The 19,212-nt window shown below is 39.8% G+C and carries 20 protein-coding genes and 1 pseudogene; 13 read left to right on the forward strand and 8 right to left on the reverse strand.

Translation table 11 applies throughout. The features are described 5' to 3' along the window. Window positions 1–130: 130 nt before the first annotated feature. From ilvE to leuD, 9 genes are all read left to right on the forward strand, one after another. Window positions 131–1,039: a branched-chain-amino-acid transaminase gene (gene ilvE, locus ACN6MT_RS28760; protein ID WP_419954197.1), complete on the forward strand. Its 909-nt coding sequence runs from the start codon at window positions 131–133 to the stop codon at window positions 1,037–1,039. A gap of 11 nt (window positions 1,040–1,050) precedes the next feature. Next, window positions 1,051–2,718: a dihydroxy-acid dehydratase gene (gene ilvD, locus ACN6MT_RS28765; protein WP_419954198.1), complete on the forward strand. Its 1,668-nt coding sequence runs from the start codon at window positions 1,051–1,053 to the stop codon at window positions 2,716–2,718. Between the two features lie 493 nt (window positions 2,719–3,211). Then, complete coding sequence (gene ilvB / locus ACN6MT_RS28770; protein WP_419954199.1) at window positions 3,212–4,939, forward strand: acetolactate synthase large subunit; 1,728 nt, start codon at window positions 3,212–3,214, stop codon at window positions 4,937–4,939. Further along, window positions 4,936–5,457: an acetolactate synthase small subunit gene (gene ilvN, locus ACN6MT_RS28775; RefSeq protein ID WP_034677413.1), complete on the forward strand. Its 522-nt coding sequence runs from the start codon at window positions 4,936–4,938 to the stop codon at window positions 5,455–5,457. Before ilvB ends, ilvN begins: the two co-directional genes overlap by 4 nt. Window positions 5,458–5,480: 23 nt before the next feature. Further along, window positions 5,481–6,512 (forward strand): ketol-acid reductoisomerase, encoded by a 1,032-nt coding sequence (ilvC, locus tag ACN6MT_RS28780; RefSeq protein ID WP_419954200.1) that lies wholly within the window; start codon window positions 5,481–5,483, stop codon window positions 6,510–6,512. After that, on the forward strand, window positions 6,499–8,046 hold the full coding sequence (locus ACN6MT_RS28785; protein WP_419954201.1) for a 2-isopropylmalate synthase: 1,548 nt from the start codon (window positions 6,499–6,501) through the stop codon (window positions 8,044–8,046). The genes ilvC and ACN6MT_RS28785 overlap by 14 nt, the downstream gene beginning before the upstream one ends. Window positions 8,047–8,093: 47 nt before the next feature. Next, complete coding sequence (leuB, locus tag ACN6MT_RS28790) at window positions 8,094–9,200, forward strand: 3-isopropylmalate dehydrogenase (protein WP_419954202.1); 1,107 nt, start codon at window positions 8,094–8,096, stop codon at window positions 9,198–9,200. A gap of 112 nt (window positions 9,201–9,312) precedes the next feature. Beyond that, window positions 9,313–10,731, forward strand: a complete 1,419-nt coding sequence (gene leuC / locus ACN6MT_RS28795; protein WP_419954203.1) for a 3-isopropylmalate dehydratase large subunit — start codon at window positions 9,313–9,315, stop codon at window positions 10,729–10,731. Next, window positions 10,732–11,316, forward strand: a complete 585-nt coding sequence (gene leuD, locus ACN6MT_RS28800; RefSeq protein WP_419954204.1) for a 3-isopropylmalate dehydratase small subunit — start codon at window positions 10,732–10,734, stop codon at window positions 11,314–11,316. It begins immediately after the preceding gene. A gap of 217 nt (window positions 11,317–11,533) precedes the next feature. Here the strand turns inward: leuD and ACN6MT_RS28805 are convergent, their stop codons facing one another. Beyond that, on the reverse strand, window positions 11,534–11,860 hold the full coding sequence (locus ACN6MT_RS28805; RefSeq protein WP_419956552.1) for a YnfA family protein: 327 nt from the start codon (window positions 11,858–11,860) through the stop codon (window positions 11,534–11,536). A gap of 396 nt (window positions 11,861–12,256) precedes the next feature. After that, complete coding sequence (locus ACN6MT_RS28810; RefSeq protein WP_419954205.1) at window positions 12,257–13,105, reverse strand: alpha/beta fold hydrolase; 849 nt, start codon at window positions 13,103–13,105, stop codon at window positions 12,257–12,259. 158 nt (window positions 13,106–13,263) lie between these two features. On the opposite strand from ACN6MT_RS28810, the gene ACN6MT_RS28815 reads away from it, so the two are divergent. Continuing rightward, window positions 13,264–13,404 carry a hypothetical protein gene (locus ACN6MT_RS28815; protein WP_419954206.1) on the forward strand — a complete coding sequence of 47 codons (141 nt, stop codon included), beginning with the start codon at window positions 13,264–13,266 and terminating at the stop codon, window positions 13,402–13,404. A 29-nt stretch (window positions 13,405–13,433) separates the two neighbouring features. Here ACN6MT_RS28815 and ACN6MT_RS28820 read toward each other — a convergent pair whose 3' ends face one another. The 5 genes and pseudogenes from ACN6MT_RS28820 to ACN6MT_RS28840 form a co-directional block, all read right to left on the reverse strand. Beyond that, entirely contained in the window at window positions 13,434–14,015 is a 582-nt protein-coding gene (locus tag ACN6MT_RS28820) for a class I SAM-dependent methyltransferase (RefSeq protein WP_419954207.1), read from the reverse strand. A 124-nt stretch (window positions 14,016–14,139) separates the two neighbouring features. Continuing rightward, window positions 14,140–14,670, reverse strand: a complete 531-nt coding sequence (locus ACN6MT_RS28825) for a GNAT family N-acetyltransferase (RefSeq protein WP_419956553.1) — start codon at window positions 14,668–14,670, stop codon at window positions 14,140–14,142. Window positions 14,671–14,739: 69 nt separating this feature from the next. Beyond that, window positions 14,740–15,204, reverse strand: a pseudogene (locus ACN6MT_RS28830) (histidine phosphatase family protein); the annotation flags it as partial. Between the two features lie 12 nt (window positions 15,205–15,216). Beyond that, window positions 15,217–15,615 carry a GNAT family N-acetyltransferase gene (locus ACN6MT_RS28835; RefSeq protein WP_419954208.1) on the reverse strand — a complete coding sequence of 133 codons (399 nt, stop codon included), beginning with the start codon at window positions 15,613–15,615 and terminating at the stop codon, window positions 15,217–15,219. Between the two features lie 3 nt (window positions 15,616–15,618). Further along, window positions 15,619–16,377: a 2-phosphosulfolactate phosphatase gene (locus ACN6MT_RS28840; protein WP_419954209.1), complete on the reverse strand. Its 759-nt coding sequence runs from the start codon at window positions 16,375–16,377 to the stop codon at window positions 15,619–15,621. A 52-nt stretch (window positions 16,378–16,429) separates the two neighbouring features. Here ACN6MT_RS28840 and ACN6MT_RS28845 point away from each other — a divergent pair, with 52 nt between their 5' ends. Next, window positions 16,430–16,825 carry a secondary thiamine-phosphate synthase enzyme YjbQ gene (locus ACN6MT_RS28845; protein ID WP_419954210.1) on the forward strand — a complete coding sequence of 132 codons (396 nt, stop codon included), beginning with the start codon at window positions 16,430–16,432 and terminating at the stop codon, window positions 16,823–16,825. A gap of 173 nt (window positions 16,826–16,998) precedes the next feature. Further along, on the forward strand, window positions 16,999–17,763 hold the full coding sequence (locus tag ACN6MT_RS28850) for a DUF3891 family protein (protein WP_419954211.1): 765 nt from the start codon (window positions 16,999–17,001) through the stop codon (window positions 17,761–17,763). Window positions 17,764–17,802: 39 nt separating this feature from the next. Here ACN6MT_RS28850 and ACN6MT_RS28855 read toward each other — a convergent pair whose 3' ends face one another. Then, window positions 17,803–18,378, reverse strand: a complete 576-nt coding sequence (locus tag ACN6MT_RS28855) for a GNAT family N-acetyltransferase (protein ID WP_419954212.1) — start codon at window positions 18,376–18,378, stop codon at window positions 17,803–17,805. A 142-nt stretch (window positions 18,379–18,520) separates the two neighbouring features. Between ACN6MT_RS28855 and ACN6MT_RS28860 the strand changes: the two genes are divergently transcribed. Then, window positions 18,521–19,084 carry a maltose acetyltransferase domain-containing protein gene (locus tag ACN6MT_RS28860; protein WP_419954213.1) on the forward strand — a complete coding sequence of 188 codons (564 nt, stop codon included), beginning with the start codon at window positions 18,521–18,523 and terminating at the stop codon, window positions 19,082–19,084. Window positions 19,085–19,212: the final 128 nt, after the last annotated feature.

The raw sequence follows: 19,212 nt of genomic DNA on the forward strand, positions 1-19,212 counted from the left end.
ATTTGAATTAAATATTCTAACAAATGAGCATGCTTTCACTCATCCTATGAACTAGGAGTTATGGCATAGGTATTTTTTTCAACAGATTTTAATTATCTAAAGCGTTGTATCACTAAAAGGAGTGGTTAGGTTGGGAAGTCAATGGATATTCCTTAACGGCGATTTCGTTAAGAAAGAGGATGCTGTAGTTTCAGTTTTTGACCATGGTTTTTTATATGGTGATGGAGTATTTGAAGGCATTCGTGTTTATAGCGGAAACGTCTTTAGGCTCGATGCTCACTTAAAAAGACTGTACGAATCAGCACAATCCATTATGCTGAATATTCCTTATACACAGGAAGAAATGACACAATTAATTGTCGATACGATCAGAAAAAATGAATTGAACAGCGCCTATATTCGTGTTGTTGTTTCGCGAGGTAAAGGAAATCTCGGACTCGACCCCTCTTCCTGCTCGAAACCAAGCGTTATTATCATCGCAGAGGAATTGAAAATGTTTCCTCAGGAATATTATGATCGGGGAATTAAGATTGCTTCAGTTCCAAGTAGAAGAAATCGCCCAGATGTATTAAGCCCACAGGTAAAATCACTAAATTATTTAAATAATATTTTAGTTAAATTAGAAGCTACTCAAGCTGGTGTTGAAGAAGCATTAATGTTAAATGATCAAGGCTATGTAACAGAAGGATCTGCGGATAATATCTTCATTGTAAAAAATGGAGTGATTTATACCCCGCCTGTTTACTTGGGAGCGTTAGAAGGTATAACTCGGAACGCTATCATCGATGTAGCAAAAGCGAAAGGCTATGAGGTTAAAGAATCTCCATTTACTCGCCACGATGTTTATGTGGCTGACGAGGTGTTCTTGACTGGAACAGCTGTAGAAGTTATTGCTGTTATTAATGTCGATGGACGGGTAATTAGCGGCGGAAAACCAGGAAACGTTACAAACGACCTTTTAGAAGAATTTAGAAAAATCGTAACAACAGACGGAGTGGCTTGTTACCCTGAATCAGCAAACCACGCTGTTGTCAGTTAGGAGATTAGAAAATGCGAAGCGATATGATTAAAAAGGGAATTGATCGTGCTCCCCACCGAAGCCTATTATACGCAACAGGGGTAACAGTAAAAGATTTAGAAAAACCATTTATTGGTGTCTGTAACTCATTTATTGAGATTATCCCAGGACATAAACACCTTAATCATTTCGGTGAAATTGTAAAAGAAGCGATCCGTGAAGCTGGCGGAATCCCTTTTGAATTTAATACTATCGGTGTAGATGACGGAATAGCAATGGGTCATGTGGGAATGCGCTACTCCCTTCCAAGCCGGGAAATTATTGCTGATAGTGCTGAAACCGTCATTAATGCTCATTGGTTCGATGGTGTATTTTACATTCCGAACTGTGACAAAATCACACCTGGAATGTTAATGGCAGCAGTTAGAACCAACGTCCCTTCCGTTTTTGTGTCTGGAGGCCCAATGGAAGCCGGTGTTTCCTCTACCGGAAAAAATCTTTCACTTACTTCTGTTTTTGAAGGAGTTGGAGCTTACCATAGCGGAAAAATGACTCAGCAGGAACTGCTTGAAATCGAAACTGCAGCATGCCCTACTTGCGGATCTTGTTCTGGAATGTTTACTGCAAACTCAATGAACTGTCTGATGGAAGTGTTAGGTATGACGGTTCCGGGTAACGGAACAATTGTAGCTACTTCTGAAGAAAGACACGAGTTAATTCGACAAGCAGCAAAACACTTAGTTGAATTAGTGAAAAAGGATATTAAACCACGAGATATTGTCACTAAAGAAGCAATAGACAATGCATTTGCTTTAGATATGGCTATGGGGGGATCGACAAACACCGTTCTACATACCTTAGCTATCGCTCATGAAGCTGGTATTGACTATGATCTACGTGAAATTAATAAAATTGCTGAACGAGTTCCGTATTTATCTAAAATTATGCCGGCGTCTGATTATTCTATGGATGATGTACATCGCGCTGGAGGAGTTAGTGCCATTCTTAATGAGTTATGTAAAGTAGAAGGTGCGCTCCATCAAGATTGTTTAAGTATTACCGGTAAGACTCTTGCTGAAAATGTGAAGGATGCAACAATAACAAATGAAGAAGTCATTCGGACTAAAGATAATCCATATAGCCCTGTTGGCGGTCTATCCATTCTATATGGAAACATTGCTCCTGATGGCGGTGTTATCAAAGTTGGTGCTGTTGATCCATCTATTAAAACTTTCCTTGGTGAAGCAATTGTTTTTGAGTCCCAAGATGAAGCACTGGAAAAGATTAATAATGGAACTGTTAAGGCTGGTCATGTTGTCGTCATTCGTTACGAAGGACCTAAAGGCGGACCAGGAATGCCAGAAATGCTTGCTCCAACATCAGCAATTGCCGGCCGCGGTTTAGGGAAGGAAGTTGCTCTCATTACTGATGGTCGTTTCTCTGGCGCAAGCCGTGGAATCTCCATTGGCCATATCTCACCGGAAGCTGCTGAAGGCGGTCCTATCGGGCTCGTTGAGAATGGCGACAAGATTCTCATTGATCTTGAGGCAAGAACGATTGAATTAATTGTTGATGACGAGGTACTGGCAGAAAGACGCCGTTTATGGCAAAAACCAGAACCTAAAATCAAATCTGGCTACTTAGCCAAATACGCAAAGTTAGTTACATCTGCCAACACTGGCGGGGTTATGAAAATATAGCAGTTAGTTACTGTCGCTTTAACCTGCTCAGGGTTTAGGCTCCCTTTTAATCGCCGAGGTTAAAGACATTACAGTAGATTTGAAAAATTCATAGACAAAATCGATGACGGGAATAAAGGAATAAGAACATGTATTTTCAGAGAGCTGGGGTTGCTGTGAGCCCAGTAATACACCTTATTCCGACATCCTCCCTGAGTATTGAGCTGAACAGTCCTAACTTATTAGGCTCAATCGGGTGTACTCTAAGACACCTGTTACAAAAAGAAGCGATAATGATTTTATTTATTCGCTTCAAGAGGCAGTATTCGTGAGGATACTGTAAAACCGGGTGGTACCGAGAAATGGAAGGCCTTTTCTCCCCGAAATATTCTGCTGTTGTCTATATAAACTGCAGTTTATTCGGAGAGAAAATGGCCTTTTTTATTATACAGGTACAATATCTACACCGGTTCACTTTTTAAAGATTTGAATATTTACAAGGAGGGAATACGAGGTGAAAGTAGAAGCAAAGCCGGATTTCCAAACAAGTACGGCACCGAAAACGGGTGCAGACCTGCTCATTGACTTATTAATTAATGAAGGTGTTGATACGCTTTTTGGGTATCCGGGTGGTGCCGTTCTGCCAATATATGACGCGATTTATCGTGCAAGAGGCACCATTAAGCACGTCCTCTTCCGTCACGAGCAAGGAAGCATTCATGCTGCTGAAGGTTATGCACGTATAACAGGAAAACCTGGGGTTGTAATCGCAACTTCTGGTCCTGGTGCTACCAACCTGGTGACTGGAATTACTGACGCAATGATGGATTCTTTACCTCTAGTGGTTATCACTGGACAGGTAGCAAGAGGAATAATCGGAACCGACGCATTTCAAGAAGCCGATGTCATGGCAATTACGACACCTATTACAAAACATAATTATCAGGTTCAATCCATCTCTGACTTACCAAGGATTGTAAAAGAGGCCTTTCATATCGCTTCTACAGGGCGTCCAGGTCCGGTTCTGATTGATGTTCCAAAAGATATCTCTGCTGGAGAATTGTTTGAAATTCCTGCAGAAGGAACGATTGATCTTCCTGGTTATCAGCCGACAACCAAGCCAAATCCGCTGCAGATCAAAAAACTTGCAGATGCCATTTCTAGGGCTAAAAAACCAGTGATTCTGGCAGGTGCAGGAATTCTTCACGGAAAAGCTTCAACAGAGTTAACAGCCTTTGCTGAAAAACACAAGATCCCAGTTGTTACCACCCTTCTTGGACTTGGAACTTTCCCTGCAAATAGTCCCCTCTCCCTTGGGATGGGTGGCATGCACGGAACGTATACAGCTAACATGGCATTGTACGAAGCAGACTTACTTATTAATATCGGCGCCCGTTTTGATGACCGACTGACTGGGAACTTAAAGCACTTTGCTCCAAATGCAAAGGTAGCTCATATTGATATCGATCCAGCAGAAATTGGTAAAAATGTTCCAACACAAATACCAATCGTATCCGATTCAAAAGAAGCATTAGTTGAATTAATGAACCAGACAAGTGAATCACCAGAGGCTGATGATTGGTTAGCAACTCTAAATAAGCTAAAAGAAGAGTACCCATTGTGGTATAAGCATGATCCAAACGGAATGTCTCCACAATGGTTAATTGAAGCCATTCATAAAGTAACAAATGGTGAGGCGGTTGTAACGACAGATGTAGGTCAGCACCAAATGTGGGCAGCTCAGTATTACAATTTTGAAAAACCACATCGCTGGGTTACATCTGGTGGACTTGGAACAATGGGCTTCGGCTTCCCTGCCGCGATTGGAGCACAAATGGCTTCTCCAGGCAGCACCGTAGTAGCAATAGTTGGAGATGCTGGATTCCAGATGACGCTTCAAGAGTTATCGGTAATTTATGAACAGAATTTACCTGTTAAGATCATCATTGTTAATAACGGTGCCTTAGGTATGGTTCGACAATGGCAGGAATTATTACATGGCAACCGAATTTCAGAATCAATCTTGCATACACACCCAGATTTTGTAAAGCTAGCGGAAGCCTATCATATCCGCGGATACAGAATTGATAGCCAAGAAGAATTAGTCACCAAGCTTCCTGAGGTGTTTGCCTATGACGGTCCTGTTTTAATGGATTGCCGAGTGCTCCAGCAGGAAAAAGTCTTCCCGATGATCGCTCCTGGAAAAGGAATACATGAAATGATTGGGGTGAAACCATCATGAAACGGATTATATCCTTAACCGTTCAGGACCGAAGTGGTGTATTAAATCGTGTCACAGGTCTATTACAAAGACGTCAATTTAATATTTCAAGTATCTCGGTCGGTCCAACTGAAACCGAAGGCATTTCAAAAATGACCTTGGTGGTGGAAGTCGAAGATGAGCAGCGCCTTGAACAAGTTACAAAACAATTAAACAAGCAAATTGATGTTTTAAAGGTTTCAGATATTACAGATAAGGCGATTGTCGCACGTGAACTGGCTTTAATAAAAGTAGCCGGAAGTTCACAGCTGCGCAGTGAAATTAACGGGATCATAGACCCCTTCCGCGCCTTGATTATTGACGTTAGCAAAGATAGCTTAACGATCCAAATCACTGGTCGGCCAGACAAAATTGACGCGTTGATTGACTTACTTCGCCCATATGGAATTAAAGAGATTGCTAGAACAGGATTAACCGCATTCTTACGCGGACATCAACCACAGGTTAACGAGTTAACTACCTACTCTCAAATAAAATAAACATTTTCGAAGGGATGATTATAATGGCTAAAGTATTATATAACGGAGATATTCAAGAGGCAGTTTTACAAGGAAAGAAAATCGCAGTAATTGGTTATGGATCACAAGGTCATGCACATGCATTGAACCTTAAAGAAAGCGGATTTGACGTTGTTGTTGGTTTAAGAGGCGGTAAGTCTTGGGATAAAGCTGTTGAAGATGGTGTTGAAGTAACATCTGTTGCAGAGGCAACTGCACAAGCTGACGTTATCATGGTTTTACTTCCAGATGAAATGCAGCCTAAGGTATACGAAGAAAGCATCAAACCAAACCTTGAAGCTGGTAATGCATTAGTATTTGCTCATGGTTTCAATGTTCACTTTACACAAATCGTTCCTCCTGCAGACGTAGACGTATTCCTAGTTGCGCCTAAAGGTCCAGGACATTTAGTACGACGCACTTACACAGAAGGTGCAGGTGTTCCAGCATTATATGCAGTTTATCAAGACTACACTGGCCAAGCGCGTGACCTAGCTCTTGCTTATGCGAAAGGAATCGGTTCTGCTCGTGCAGGTGTACTAGAAACTTCTTTCCAAGAAGAAACAGAAACAGATTTATTCGGAGAACAAGCAGTTCTTTGCGGCGGTACTACTGCCCTAATCAAAGCAGGTTTTGAAACTTTAGTAGAAGCTGGTTACCAGCCTGAAGTTGCTTACTTCGAGTGTTTACACGAATTAAAATTAATCGTTGACCTTCTATATGAAGGAGGATTAGAAAACATGCGTTATTCTATCTCTGATACAGCTCAATGGGGAGATTTCGTTTCTGGACCACGTGTTGTTAACGAAGATACAAAAGCACGCATGAAAGATGTATTAACAGATATCCAAACTGGTGCATTTGCGAAAGGCTGGATCTTGGAAAACCAAGCAAACCGCCCACAATTCAACGCGATCAACCGAAGCGAAAACAATCACCAAATTGAGGTTGTCGGCCGTGAGCTTCGTGAATTAATGCCATTTATTAAAAAACCTGTAAACCAAAAGAAAGAAGCTGTGGTAAATGGTTCACGTTAACATCTTTGATACGACACTGCGTGATGGTGAACAATCTCCTGGTGTAAATTTAAACCAGCTTGAAAAACTGGAAATCGCTAGACAACTAGAAAAGTTTGGCGTTGATATTATGGAGGCCGGATTTCCGGCTTCCTCCCAAGGGGATTTCGAGGCAGTAAGAGCAATTGCCCGGAGTATTAAAAACAGTTCCGTCACAGGCCTGGCAAGAGCAACCAAATCGGACATTGACATTGCGTGGGACGCTTTAAAGGATGCTGCTGAACCAAGGTTGCATGTTTTCCTTGCAACCTCCCCTATTCATATGAAATATAAATTGTTCAAAACACCTGAGGAAGTCATTCAAACCTCTGTCGATATGGTGGCATATGCAAAACAAAGATTCCCGCATATCGAATGGTCTGCTGAAGACGCATCTCGCTCCGATCTTGATTTTCTTGTCAAAATCATTACAAAGGTTATCGACGCAGGAGCAACAGTCATTAACCTCCCTGACACGGTAGGTTATGCCACTCCAGCAGAATATGGTTATATGTTCCGGTATATCAGAGAAAACGTTCCAAATATCCATAAGGCATCACTTTCCTGCCATTGTCATGATGATTTAGGAATGGCTGTTGCCAATACACTAGCAGCTATTGAGAACGGTGTTACCCAAGTCGAGGGAACGATCAACGGGATTGGGGAACGTGCCGGGAATGCCTCACTAGAGGAAGTCGCAGTAGCACTAAATATTAGAAAAGATAAATACCCTTATACTACGAATCTTGTTTTAAAAGAAATCAAGCGCACCAGCGACCTTGTCAGCCGCTTTACAGGAATGATCGTTCCTGGAAATAAAGCTGTAGTAGGGAAAAATGCTTTCGCTCATGAGTCTGGTATTCACCAGGATGGTGTATTAAAAAATACCTTAACCTATGAAATTATCACTCCTGAAATGGTTGGTATTCAATCAAATGATTTAGTACTTGGAAAGCATTCGGGACGACATGCTTTTAAAGACAAGATTGAAAATATGGGCTTTACCTTATCTGCCGAAAAGCTTCAAGAAGCATTTACAGCTTTTAAACAGCTTACCGATAGTAAAAAAGAAGTTACTGATGAAGATTTATTTACAATATTAACTGACATCCAGACAGCCGTTGTTGATGTTAAAAAGTATGAACTTGTAGCTTTCCAAGTTCATTATGGTTCTGCCAACCTCCCTACTGCAACAGTTGCGCTTAACACGCCAGAAGGTGTTCGAGTTGAAACTGCCCGTACAGGTTCAGGAAGTGTTGAAGCGCTAATGAACACATTGGAAGCTCTAATTAAAGAGGAAATTCATCTTACTGATTATAAATTAAATTCCGTTGGTCAAGGGCGTGACGCCTTAGCTGAAGTGCATGTAAAAATGACGGTTGATGGTGCACAAGTTAGCGGCCGCGGATCAGCTCAGGACGTATTAGAAGCTTCTGCTAAAGCGTTCTTGAATACTGTAAATCGTGTATTATTTAGCACTAAAGCCATTGTTCAACTAGAAACAGCTCAAGCTTAAGAATCTTTCCTGAGGCGATGTAAAAAATGACGAGGAGGTTGCTTCGAATGAAAAAACGTATTGTATTACTACCTGGTGATGGGATTGGCAAGGAAGTTATTAATTCAGCAAAAGACGTTTTGAGCGCAATTGCTGAAGAGTTTAACCATAGTTTTACCTTCGAAACCCATGAGATCGGAGGGGCAGCCATTGACCAATACGGTACACCGCTGCCAGAAACTACAGTTGACGCTTGTAAGCAGGCAGACGCTGTATTATTAGGTGCCGTTGGCGGCCCAAAATGGGATAACAACCCCTCCCATTTACGCCCTGAAAGAGGATTACTCGGTATTCGTAAGGCACTAGATTTATTTGCAAATTTAAGACCGATTAAAGGGTTTAAAAATTTGCTTCACGCTTCTCCTTTGAAGGAAGAAGTTGTTGCAGGCAGTGACTTACTGATTGTCCGTGAATTAACTGGAGGCCTTTACTTTGGCACTCCAAGCGAACGCCGTGATAACGGTCAAACTGTCGTTGATACACTTGCTTATACGCGTAAAGAGATTGAGAGAATTGTAGATAAAGGCTTTCAAGCAGCACAGGGACGAAGCGGGCACCTTACTTCAGTCGATAAAGCAAACGTATTGGAATCTAGTAAAATGTGGCGCGAAGTTGTTGAAGAGAAAAAAGCTCAGTATCCAGACGTGGTGGTTGAGCATGTATTGGTTGATGCAGCTGCCATGAAATTGATTACAAATCCATCCAAGTTTGATGTAATTGTAACAGAGAATTTGTTCGGTGACATTCTTAGTGATGAAGCCTCCGTCCTAACTGGTTCACTAGGAATGCTTGCTTCAGCATCCTTGAGTGAAGATGGGGTTGGTTTATATGAACCTGTTCATGGTTCGGCACCAGATATTGCAGGTAAAGGGGTCGCCAACCCAACAGCCATGATTTTATCAGCTGCATTAATGCTGCGTTACTCTTTCCAACTGAATGATGAGGCAAAATTAATTGAAGACGCGGTACAGTCTGTGTTAGATAGCGGATTCCACACAGCAGACCTTCACATTCCTGAAGGAAGACAAGTGGGCACAGAAGAAATGACTCGTCTAATTGTTGATTATATTAAATCCCAAAACGCCTCAAAATGTATCATGAGCTGTTACGTGTAAAATTTTCACAGCTGGGCTCATCAGTCCAGCTGTTTCTCCTTATCAAGGACCTTGTTATCTGGGGAAAATCTATCCCCTCCCTACTAAATCTAGAAATGTGAGGAAGGACATTATGCAAAAGCCAAAAAATATTATTCAAAAAGTTTGGGAGCAGCATGTTGTATATCAAGAAGCGGGTAAACCTGATTTACTTTATATCGATTTGCATCTTGTTCATGAAGTAACCTCTCCTCAAGCATTCGAAGGATTACGAATGAACGGCCGTAAAGTGCGCCGCCCAGATTTAACATATGCGACAATGGATCACAATGTTTCAACCCGTGATCGAAATGTAATTAAAGATCCAATCTCTAAAAAACAAATTGATACATTGAAAGACAACTGCCAAGAATTTGGGGTGGAACTTTCAGACCGTCAACACCCTGATAATGGGATTGTCCATGTAATTGGTCCTGAGCTTGGTCTTACACAACCTGGAAAAACAATCGTTTGTGGTGATAGTCACACTTCTACACATGGTGCATTTGGTGCGCTGGCGTTCGGAATCGGGACAAGTGAAGTCGAGCATGTCCTAGCAACACAGACCCTCTGGCAAGCACCTCCTAAAACAATGAATGTGAAGGTAAATGGAAATCTTGGAACAGGCGTAACAGCAAAGGATTTAATCCTAGCGATTATCGGAAAATTTGGGGTCCAATTTGGGACGGGTTATGTAATGGAGTATACGGGTGATGCAATTCGCTCCCTATCAATGGAAGAGCGTATGACTGTTTGTAATATGTCCATTGAAGCTGGTGCACGTGCGGGCTTGATTTCTCCTGATGAAACGACCTTTGAATACCTGAAAGGACGCAGACATGTTCCTAAGGGTGAAGCTTTCGAGGAAGCCGTTGCAAATTGGCGTGCACTTGCCACTGATGAGGGTGCACAATATGACGCTGTCGTTGAAATTGAGGCTTCAGAAGTTGAACCTCAAGTTACATGGGGAACAAATCCAGGCATGTGTATCCCTATTACCGCCTCTGTTCCGAATCCTGATGATGTGGAAAAAGTTAATAAAAAGGATGAAATTTCTCGTGCCCTTCAATATATGGGACTTGAAGCAGGTCAACCTATTTCAAATGTAGAAATTGATCATGTCTTTATTGGTTCTTGTACCAATTCACGATTGAGTGATCTACGAAAAGCGGCTGATGTTGTTCGCGGGCACAAGGTTAATCCTAATGTGAAGGCAATTGTTGTTCCGGGCTCTTTTAGTGTAAAAATGGCTGCGGAAAAAGAAGGGATTGACCAAATTTTTAAAGAAGCAGGCTTTGAATGGCGTGAATCAGGCTGCAGTATGTGTTTGGCAATGAATGACGACATCGTTCCTCCAGGCGGACGCTGTGCCTCCACTTCTAACCGTAATTTTGAAGGCCGCCAAGGAAATGGATCTCGTACCCACCTAGTTAGTCCGGAGATGGCTGCTGCGGCTGCTGTTGCAGGACGTTTCGTTGATGTTCGCAAGTTTACTGCCCAGGAGGTACTATAAATGGAACCACTACGTATTCACACAGGAATCGTTTGTCCGTTAAATCGAAGCAATGTTGATACCGACCAGATTATTCCGAAACAATTTCTAAAAAGAATTGAACGAAGCGGATTTGGCCAATTTTTATTTTACCATTGGCGTTTTGATGATGATGGAAACCTTCGAAAAGATTTTTCAATGAATCTTCCTAAATACCAGGGAGCCTCCATTTTAGTAACGGGTGAAAACTTTGGATGTGGATCTTCTCGTGAGCATGCTCCATGGGCGATTCAGGATTTTGGATTTAGAGTCATTATTGCGCAAAGCTACGCAGATATTTTTAAAAATAACTGCGTGAAAAATGGTATCCTGACGATTCAAGCAAGCGAAGAACAGGTTCAAAGTATTATGCAAAACGCTGAAACTGAAGGATACACGCTTACCGTGAATCTCGAAGAACAAGTAGTTTTTGATAATCAAGGTTTAGAAATTAAGTTTGATATTGCTCCATACCCGAAAGAAATGCTGCTTAACGGCTGGGATGAAATTGGCGTAACGCTAAACTATGAAGATAAAATTTCACAATATGAACTTGCACATAAATAAAGAAATTGAGCTTGGACATCCAAGCTCATTTTTTATGCTCTTTTCTTAAACTTGATGTATTTGGAAAAAAATTAATGCTTGAACTAAGTTTCCGTAGAAAACAGCAAAAGTTCGCTAAGAAAAGAGCTGCAAACTAAATTCTAAAGCTCAAAATAGTTATTTCCACGTTAAAATCGGCTTAAAGATTTTAACAACTATCTTTCAGAAACAGCCTTTTCTATTGTCTTGGTGCTAATAACATCACCAAAACCCCTATTATACATATTCCGCCGCCAATCCAGTCGTATAAATCTGGAGATTTTTTGTCGATGCCCCATCCCCATAATAGTGAAAGCACAATGAAAACTCCTCCATATGCAGCATAAACTCGTCCGAATGATGGGAATGCCTGAAAGGTAGCGATTACGCCGTACAACGCAAGCACCACTCCTCCAATTAGGCCCCAGTAGGATGGCTTCCCTTCCCGAAGCCATTGCCAAATCAAGTATCCTCCTCCTATCTCTGCTATGCCTGCTAAAATAAATAATAGAGTTGCTTGAAATATAACAATCACTTCCTTTGTTTTTATCCACTTTTGTGATTTGTGTCTTCTAGACCTCGATGAAGGACAAATCTTTTTGGTGACTCACGAGATTTGTCCTTAAGGAGCTCGATGAAAGACAAATCTTTCTGGTGACTCCTGTGATTTGTCCTTAAGACCCTCAATGAAAGACAAATCTTTCTGGTGACTCCTGCGATTTGTCCTTAAGACTCTCAATGAAAGACAAATCTTTCTAGGGACTCCTGTGATTTGTCCTTAAGACCCTTGATTAAAAGACAAATCTTTCTAGCGCCATTCGATGAGTATGATAACATAGACGATGGTGGTGATGACACCGTTGAGTAGTAAAAATGCTGAATCGGACGTATCGATTCAGCATTATTGTACCTATCTTTTTGTCTAACTAATTTCCTTAATGAAATTATTAAATTCCTTTTTAAATAGTTCTGATTCCTCTAGGAATGGATAATGATTACTGTGTCTAAAAACAACTAGCTTAGAATTTAGTATTAGTTCATTCATTTCTAATGAGTATGTGAGCGGGCATTGAACATCATACTTTCCACACATAATTAAAGTTGGCACTGAAATGAGCTTTAATTTTTTCGTAACATCAAAGATTTGAATCTCACGGTTAAAAAAATTCATTCGTGATGCCGAAATCTTCTTCTTACTATGTAAGTTAAAATATTCATTGTATCTATCCGGTTCGTATAATGATAATTTTGTACGTTCAATAGATAGCTCATGTCTTTTTTCTAATGATAAGTCTGACTTTTTTAATGCTTCATTTAATTCTTGCATCCGTTTATAGTTTGGATGATTTTTATTATAAATACAATCCGGAGAAAATGTAGAATATTCTCTTGCAGCAGCTCCAACGATCACATTAAACTTCAAGCTGCTGGAAAAATAAATTCCATAGATGAGACCCAACATTCCTCCAGTTGAATGTCCTGCAAAACTCCATTTTTCAAAGCCTAATGCAACACGAATTGCTTCTAAGTCAAAAATAGTTTCTAGCATGCTAAGTTGATAAGGTTCTACTGCCTTCGCCGAATTTCCTGCTTCACGTAAATTGACCAAGTAAACTCGGTGTGTCTTTGTGAAGGTTTCAGCGAAATAATCCCCTGTTTCATTAAACTCAGAATAATGGTGGGTTACACAAATCGGGTTTCCCTCACCCTTGGTAAATACTTCAAACGTTCCACGAGAGGTTTCTACTAACATCTGATTCCAACAGTTCATATACAAAACTCCTAATTTTCTTTAATCAGTTACCAAAATTTCTTAATACATCTAAGTTCAACGTTATTCTATTACGATTACATTTCTCCTCCTATGTTCACAAAAAAAGAATGAAAAAATGATTAAGGTTTGATAATAAGTATCAAAAAGGAGGGATTATGATGGATGGAAAATACAATACAAATGATGATGCAAACGTTGAGATGAAGAAAGCGCTAAGCAAAAGTACCCCTAAAAAGAATCCAAATATGAGTGAAGCAGAGTTTAAAATGAAATATCAAGGGAAGAAGCCAATTTAATCATAAGAGGGGCAGGTTTTTCTGCCCTCTTAATTTTCTTCTTCATCATTTTTAGATTTAATTGCATCGATTATAAGCGATGGAAATAATAATTTATCCCCTTGATTTCTAGGATCAAATCTTTTCGAACGAAATATAACCCCATCTTTCCCATCCCATTCATTGAAATGGAAGTTGCCGTTCTCATCGCAATATTCGAGTAAATTCACTTTATATCCTGCATTTTCAAACATTTTAGATAAGGTTTTATAATTATGTACAATTTTATGACTTGCAGCAGGATGATCTTTTGGACCAGGACCGCCTACTTTAACGATATTTTGGTATTCCTCATTTGGAAAGAATCCATCTGGAACAGCACACCGTATGTATCCTGAAGGCTCTAGGAATTTAAAACAAAGTTGTGCAGCACTTACTCCTTCTTCGTAGGTTAAATGTTCCCATACGTGTTCAGCTAGGATAGCCGTTATCGAATGTTCATCAAACCTGCCTTTCCAAGTATTAATATCCATTAAATTAAGTTCATCTTCCTGTGTATGAATCCAACCGGGATTATTATCGTACCCCCCTGCTCCAATCACAACTTTAATTTCCTCAGTTCTTTTTCCCACTGGTTTCTCCTCTATTTAATTCTTTTTAATTTATCTTTTGTAGCAATTCTTGCACATCAATAGGATTAATTGTTTCGTTTTCTTCCTTGGTTATTCCTTTCTAATACAATTACATATAGATATATTATATTTCTATCCAAAATCTTTTTATGATATTTCCATCATCTTCAATAAAGTCGGAGTCTGGTATACCTCCATTATTAATAATCGTTTTAAAGGAACCTGTATTATCTTCATCACATACAACTAGAGCTTTTCGTATTCCTAACTCTTTAGCTTTTTCAAGGGATAATGACAATAGTTTAGTTGCAAATCCTTTCCTTCTCTCTGAAGGACGGATACCGTAACCAATATGTCCACCACTATTCAATAGAAACGGTGTTAATTGATGTCTAATATTCACAGCACCAAGTATTCTTTTATCCTGATTTATTAACCAAAATGTTGAGTCAGGAACCCGGCCTTCTCGCAGATTACGTCCTTGTTCATTAGCCTTTAAAAATTGGACCATTGCCTCAAAGTCTGACGGATCCTTTTGAATCACCCAAGGTACCATATCTTCTTTGCTATCTACCCATTCTTTATAGAATGAGAGATATTCATCCTTTAACTCCACTGTTGGTTTAATCAAGGATAGTTGATCGCTAGAGTCCATTAACAATCTTTCATATGTTACAGTTCCATCCTGTATCTTCAAAAGAAACACATCCGGATTTTTTAAACTTCTCCAATCTTCAAAGCCGAACTGATGTTGATAAAGATTCAAAAGTAAGGAAAGTAAATTTCCATGTGTGACGATGATAGTATTTAGCTCCTCACTATTCAGAACTTCCTCTATTACAGTTACGATTCGTTCCTTTGCTTCACGACTAGATTCTCCACCTTCGAATTTCACATCTAGGTCATCAAAGGTAGCTCTTAGTTTTTCAAGCCAATCAGAAAGGTTTTGAGAACTAAGTACACGTTCTATTAACAGCTCATTTTTCTCAATTTCAAGATTTATTCTTTTTGCAAGTGGTTCTACCGTTTGAACAGCACGCTTATATGGACTAGAGATTATGCGGTCTATAGGGATATCTCTAAAGAATTCCGATAATTGGTTGGCTTGTTGAAAGCCATTGTCTGTTAGAGGTGCTTCTGCCGGCTGCCCCTCAGCCTCACAATGCCTAATAAGATAAATTTTCTTCAATCACTTTCACTCCTATTCTTCAAAAGTCTTTCTGAATCCGTAAAATGGGCGATAGCCCTGACCTTCATAAAAAGTATGAGAGGTACTTGAAGCAAGCAGTTCCATTCTTGTACTTGGATATTGAGCATGGACGTATCGAAGTAGTTCTCTCCCGATACCTGTTCCACGGTACTTTTTGTCAATTAACAATTCACAAATATATAAAGTGATACGTGTATCCGTAAAACCTCTAATATACCCCACAATCCCATCGTCTTCTGCTTCCACAACTAACGATACATTTGAATGTTTCCATGCCTCTTTTGTCTCTTCGTTCTTCTCAACTAAGTTACTCCAGCCTTCCTTCTGGTTTAACTCTTGGATTCTAGTAAAATCATCTTCCTGGTACTGCCGAATACGAATGTTCTTCATTAGCTACATCTCCCCGTTATAAGAAACAAAATAATCACCATTTAATATCGGAACACTTTGATAGACATTTAACCTGCTGCAATGCTTTACATCTGCAGCAAATCCTCGTTCACGTAATTCCCGGCCGCTTCCACTATCCCAAATCAGTGCACCTAATTTTGGCTTCGCCTGCAGGAATGCACCCATACATACTTCTGCTTCTGGTGATTTTTCACCTTCCAAATAAGCTAAAATAGCGCCGGCACCTAAATAATCCTCCATAGCAGGACGAAGGGTATCTTCCTCTTCTCTCCCACTGCTCCATTGTTCACCACAAGGGATCACTGTGATATTTGCCTTCGTTTTTAATTTTAGTTGATTAGCTGCGGATGCAACTACAGCAGCATTTAATAAAGATCCAACGAAAAGTGCTTTTGCCTTTGAGCCAATCCAAGTACAAAAAGCACCATTTAGCGAGGAAAGTACATACTTCTTATTTGAATGTTCTTCACTAAAAGTAACAGGCGATAATGTTGGCTTCCCCTTTTTTGCTGCCTCCGCTCTGCCCAAAATATATTCAGCATTCACTATTTTTGCGTATTCTTTCCCATCCACATACGGGGGATAAGGATAAATCACCGCATTAACATGTAAGGCGGATACGACAGTCGATGAAAAACTGAGGATATCGACTATAATAATGATATCACCGCGTTCTGCCGCTTCTCTAGCGCCACGTCTGCCCCATTCCATTCGGCAGGCATAGGGGGATTGACTGAACAATAAAACTACCACCTTTAGTTTTTTTTTGATTTGATTAGAAAGGAAGGATATTATGCTCAAAAAATTTACGTTAACAACAAACACCCGCGATCAAATGATAGAAATCACACAGCAAGTCGAGGAATTCATTAGAGAAAATAACCTAAGGGAAGGATCAGCTATTGTCTATTGTCCACATACCACAGCCGGGATTACCATAAATGAAAATGCAGATCCAGATGTGAAACGCGACATGATTCGTCGCTTTGACGAGGTTTATCCATGGCACCATGAACAAGATCGGCATATGGAAGGCAATACCGCAGCCCATATGAAGGCAAGTACAGTCGGGGCTTCACAATATGTTATTATTGCAAACGAACAATTGCTGTTAGGTACGTGGCAAGGAATCTATTTTTGCGAGTTTGACGGACCACGCACACGAACGTTTTATGTAAAAATCCTCTAACCTTTAAATTATTTAGCAGAAATAGATAATTCTGTATTAGGTAGTTTTTTTCCTTCTTATAGTATCAAGATTGCAGGAAGTTTTTGTTTAAATCTAATGGATAAAGAAAATATAAAAGGAAGCATGTGGGAACCGAACAAGTTTAATTTTTACAAGGAAAGGGTTTTTCGAGAATGATTGTACTGGAACGGGAACAAAGCTTTCTTATAGTAACTCAGAATGACCATGCACATCTAGCTGGAGAAATCGCCCAGAGCTGCAAAGAGGATTATTTTTTTAATGATAACCATACGGAAGAAGTACTGCTGGCAATCAAAGAACATGACCGAGGCTGGATCGAATTGGATTCGTCGCCGGTTTGGAATGATAAAACAGAGAAGCCGTACTCTTTTATTGATTATCCACTATCACTGAAAATAACTTTTTATAAAAAAGGGTTAGATGAAGTAGAAAAACTCGGCAAGTATGCAGGACTTTTATGCAGTTTGCACTATTCCTCATTCATTCAGGATTCAAGCGAACCCGCTGTCAGGGAATTTTGGAAAGCGGAAAAACAAAGACAGGACCAGCTTTCTAAGGCATTGCAATTAACGGGAAATGAGCATAAACAAAAAACCCTTATGTACCACTTAGATCTATTAAAATTTTGTGATTATTTATCCCTGTTTATTAGTCTAAATGAACCTGGCGATAATAAAGGGACTCACCCATTTTTCCGCAATGGGTTTCCACAATTATTTTCGTTTGTTACGGACAAGCCAATTGTTGCTCATTGGGAAAACCGGGATACAGTTTCGCTTTCCTTCTCCCCTTTAAAGGGAGTATTGGAAGTAAATCTGCCCTATAAGGATGTAATGAAAGAACAAATTGAAGAACTTGGCATTATCCAAGCATATAAGGATACCCCTGTTTCAATTAGGAAGGTAGTTTTTAACTAGTAAAAAATGCTCTACTCCATTAGGGAGTAAAGCATTTTTTCATAAATCTTCTAATATGTTCCGACTTTGTGGATCTTCATTAAAGGTTAGAACTTCATCAACTGGCTGGTAGGACTCTCCATAGAAGTGTTGATCCTTATAGGTGTGAATTTTATTATACGTCTTTCTCATGGCGTCAAATATCAGCTCCTCAGACTCTTTACTTGGAGCCCAATAAAGAATTTCCATTTTATTCATCTCATTTGTCGCTAATGACCTTCGCTCATACCCAATTGAATTTGCGTGTTCAAAGCCTTCACGTTTATAAAAATGAAGCCTCTTCCCCGTATCACTGTCTTCATAGTTAACAGGTTCCACTTCCAGTATAATAGGCTTTCCCTTTTGTTTCATTTTTTCAATAAGCTTGTGACCCAGCCCCTGCCCACGTGCATCTTTGGAGACAAATAGATAATCAATAAATACAAAATCCTCTAATTCAGCATACATCAAAACATGATTAGGCCCTTCATCTTTATGATAAATATCTGAACGCTCTTTCAACAACGATTCCATATGCTCTCTAGATTTCATTTCTTCAATCGGAAAATATTGATTTAACTTCTCATACCAATGCATACCCTACTACTCCTCTGTTAAAGTGTCTTAATGAAAGAAGTATGTGTGATTTTTCCATATTTCATTCAATGATTATTATCGATCTTCTTAATATGATACAATGGTTGTTATTATCTAAATACACCAAAATCAGGAGATTAAAATGAAAACTGAAAAGGATAAAATGTTGAGCGGTGAGCTCTATGACGCTGCGAATCCCCAATTGTTACAAGAACGTATAAATGCCCGAAGACTCACCAGGTTGTACAATCAAACAATTGAAACCGATGAGGAAATAAGGACTGGTCTGTTAAAAGAATTATTCGGATCAACGGGTAAGAATATATACATAGAACCCACCTTCCGCTGCGATTATGGATACAACATCCACGTTGGCGAAAATTTCTATGCGAATTTTGATTGTGTCTTTTTAGATGTATGTGAAATTCGAATCGGAGATAATTGTTTTATTGCCCCTGGGGTTCATATTTATACTGCGACACATCCCCTTGACCCCAATGAAAGAATTTCAGGGAAAGAGTATGGAAAGCCAGTGACCATTGGTCATAATGTTTGGATTGGCGGAAGAGCCGTTATTAATCCAGGGGTCAGCATTGGAAATAATGTTGTAATTGCTTCAGGCGCAGTCGTAACGAAAGATGTACCTGATAATGTTGTGGTAGGTGGAAATCCTGCAAAAATCATAAAACCAATCGAAGGGTTATGATAGGATCCCTGCCCAAAAAAACCCTTGTACAGACAAGCTTCCATCATTTCTTCCGTTGCTTTTCTGCATTGTCCCTTGATTCGGACTACCTAAGACTACTTCCTTCTCAGCCAGTCCGAATCGTAGAA

This window comes from Neobacillus niacini (genome assembly GCF_048572935.1).
Taxonomy (GTDB): Bacteria; Bacillota; Bacilli; order Bacillales; family Cytobacillaceae; genus Neobacillus; species Neobacillus niacini.